2 protein-coding genes and 1 pseudogene are annotated in these 3,085 nt (G+C 42.3%); 2 read left to right on the top strand and 1 reads right to left on the bottom strand.

Translation table 11 applies throughout. The features are described from left to right. The coding region (locus WBA23_RS21480) for a Rho termination factor N-terminal domain-containing protein (protein WP_424584334.1) at nucleotides 1-1,080 on the bottom strand (1,080 nt) is incomplete at its 3' end. Nucleotides 1,081-1,369: 289 nt separating this feature from the next. On the opposite strand from WBA23_RS21480, the gene serS reads away from it, so the two are divergent. Further along, nucleotides 1,370-2,644 carry a serine--tRNA ligase gene (gene serS / locus WBA23_RS21475; RefSeq protein WP_424584333.1) on the top strand — a complete coding sequence of 425 codons (1,275 nt, stop codon included), beginning with the start codon at nucleotides 1,370-1,372 and terminating at the stop codon, nucleotides 2,642-2,644. A 27-nt stretch (nucleotides 2,645-2,671) separates the two neighbouring features. Then, nucleotides 2,672-3,085 (top strand): annotated as a pseudogene (locus WBA23_RS21470) (endonuclease/exonuclease/phosphatase family protein); the annotation flags it as partial.

Here is a 3,085-nt window from a genome sequence, read left to right as displayed (position 1 = left end):
GGTAGAATAGTGTCCGGCTTTGGTAGATAGGTTTAAGCGCTCTTCAGGAAAAAGCGGTGTTAAGTATTCAAACGGAACCCGATCCCGAATGTCATCGGTTGTTTTTCCATTAACGGATGATACCCGAAGCAGCGCAAAGTATTTTTCTCCCTCCTTAGGCGGGCGAATTTGTCCGTGAACTGTATCTCCGGTTTTTAGACCAAATAATTTGATCTGAGAGGGAGATACGTAAATATCGTCAGGGCTAGCTAGATAATGATAATCAGATGAGCGAAGGAAGCCGTAGCCATCCTGCATAATTTCTAGTACGCCTTCATTTTCAATGGCTCCGTCAAATTCTTTAATCGGAACCATCTGGTTTTGCTTCTTATCGTCGTTCCGCTTTTTGTCGCGGTTGCTATCTCGCTGATCACGTTGCTGATCGCGAGAATTCTTTGAGTCACGGTTATCACGCCCTTTTCGCGAATCATCGTTAGATCGGTCTTTATTATTATTGGGGCGATCATTTTTGGACCGATCGTCTTTACTTCGCTCGTCTTTGCTCCGTTCGTTTTTATCTTTATTTTCAGATGGATCTCCAGAAGCCTCCATTTCTTCCATTTCAATATCAAAAGACTCTAGCAGGTCATTAGTAGTGTTAGGTTCATCAGTATCACTACTATCTTCGGTTTCTGTCACGTTTACCCGCTTGCGCTTATGCTGAAAAGACTCATTCTCTTCTTTCTGAGGTTTTTGCTTGTTGCTATCACCTTCCTTAGGAGCTTTTTCGGTGTTCTGATCTGATTCAGCCGAAGTGCTCTTGGATTTCTTAGGGCGTCGCCGTTTAGGTTTGCTTTCTTGTTTGGGGGAAGGTGCTTTTTTGGTAGTGCCATCTTCACTTTGAGAAGCAGGAGCGGTTTCTTCTGTAACCTTTTCCTTCTTCTGAGGAAGCTGGTCTTCTGGCAGAATTGCCTGCTGATCCAGAATTTTGTAGATAAGATCTTTTTTATTGAGTTTTTTGTAATTGGACAATCCCATCTGTTCGGCTATTTCTCGCAACTCGGAGAGCAAGCGAACCTGTAATTCATCAATGTTGTACATAAATTGGAATACGTAATACTAAAAATTTGGAAATTCAGCGGTGAAGCCGAAGGGTAAGAACATTAAATAAGTGGATATTATAGGATAATGCAGCGTACTGAATTTGGAGTGGAATGCAAAGACGCTTTGCTTCTCCTGGTTTGCTATTGCAAGTATAGACCATCGGTTGCTATTTGTCAAGCAATTACTGGTGAATTTTATTAAACCTTCCGTACTTAATTCATACCTGCCCATTTCTTTTCTAGCGCATTTTTTCGTACTTCGCCCCTTTCTTAACTTCTGAAAGAATATGTTAGCTGTTGCCACTATTGCCAATAACCCGGAAGCCACCGTACGAGGACTGACCAAACGTGGCCTCACCGATGCTCAGCATCTCATTGATCAAGTAGTAAAGCTGAATCAGTCACGAAAAGAAACCCAAACCAAGTTGGATGAAACACTAGCGGAGTCTAATAGTCTATCGCGACAAATCGGTCAGCTTATGAAAGAGGGAAGGCGAGAAGATGCTGAAGTTGTAAAAATAAAAACCGCCGATTTAAAGAATAGTTCCAAAACGCTCACCGAAACCCTTCGGGCTTACGAAGAAGAATTACAGAAAACGCTATACAATATTCCTAATCTTCCTCATAAAAGTGTGCCCGAAGGAATGCGGGCGGAAGACAACGAAATAGTATTGGAAAATGGAGAACTACCGACATTACCCGACGAAGCACTTCCTCACTGGGAGCTGATTGAAAAGTACGATATTGTTGATTTTGCATTGGGTAATAAAATTTCTGGAGCTGGCTTTCCCGTTTACAAAGGAAAGGGGGCCCGGCTGCAACGGGCCTTGGTCAATTTTTTCTTAGATAAAGCTCGAGAAGCGGGCTATCTGGAAGTACAACCTCCTTTGCTAATTAATGAGGATTCAGGCTACGGAACTGGGCAATTGCCCGATAAGGAAGGGCAGATGTACGAAATTGTAGATCAGAAACTATTCCTGATTCCTACGGCGGAAGTGCCTATTACTAACTTGTATCGAGATGTAATTTTACGAGAAGCCGATTTGCCGATAAAGAACACTGGTTACACCCCTTGCTTTCGCCGAGAAGCTGGCTCATGGGGAGCACACGTTCGAGGATTGAATCGTCTGCATCAGTTTGATAAGGTAGAAGTTGTGCAAATCAGCCACCCCAATCAATCGTATAAAGCACTAGAAGACATGTTGCTACATGCCCGCCAATTGCTTGAGCAGTTAGCGTTGCCTTATCGGGTACTAAAACTTTGCGCCGGTGATTTGGGCTTTACGGCAGCCTTTACTTACGATTTAGAAGTATATTCGGCAGCGCAGCAAAAATGGCTAGAAGTAAGCTCGGTGAGTAATTTTGAAACCTATCAAGCCAATCGTCTCAAGCTTAGGTACAAAGACGGAAACAATAAAACCCAAATGCTTCATACACTCAACGGAAGCGCGTTGGCACTTCCCCGAATTGTTGCAGCTATCTTAGAAAACAATCAATCTACTGATGGGGTTAAAATACCAGAAGTACTTATCCCTTACACAGGATTTGACGTTATTAGCTAACAACCAGAACCAAATTACCGTTTTGCCATGAAGATTGTCCTATACATAGTAGGTAGTTTATTCGTGGTAGCCACTTTACTACCATTAATAAAGCACGACCATTGGTCAATAAGAGGCTTTGATTTTCCGCACGTACAGATTACGGTAGTTAATTTTCTGATATTCTTAAGTTTAGTTGTTTTTTTTCCAGTACAAGGGTGGTTTAATATCTTATTCATCATTGCTCAACTGGGCTGTCTCATATATCAAGCATTTATCATTTATCCGTATACCCCTGCCGCTGGGTCACAAGTAAAGCGGACCCAACAGCCAATTGGCTCTAATGCCATTGGTTTTATGGTGACTAATGTCTTAATGTATAATCGGGATACTGATGGGTGTCTGGAACGAATTAGATCCGTTGATCCCGATGTATTACTAATGGTTGAAACTAATGAATGG

Origin of the sequence: Tunicatimonas sp., from assembly GCF_049647865.1 — a bacterium.
Classification (GTDB): domain Bacteria; phylum Bacteroidota; class Bacteroidia; order Cytophagales; family Cyclobacteriaceae; genus Tunicatimonas.
This window is presented reverse-complemented; position numbering and strand designations above follow the sequence as displayed.

What these genes read in the sequence shown, in the direction of transcription:
- serS (WP_424584333.1), top strand. Translation starts at nt 1,370, where the DNA reads ATGTTAGCTGTTGCCACTATTGCCAATAACCCGGAAGCCACCGTACGA.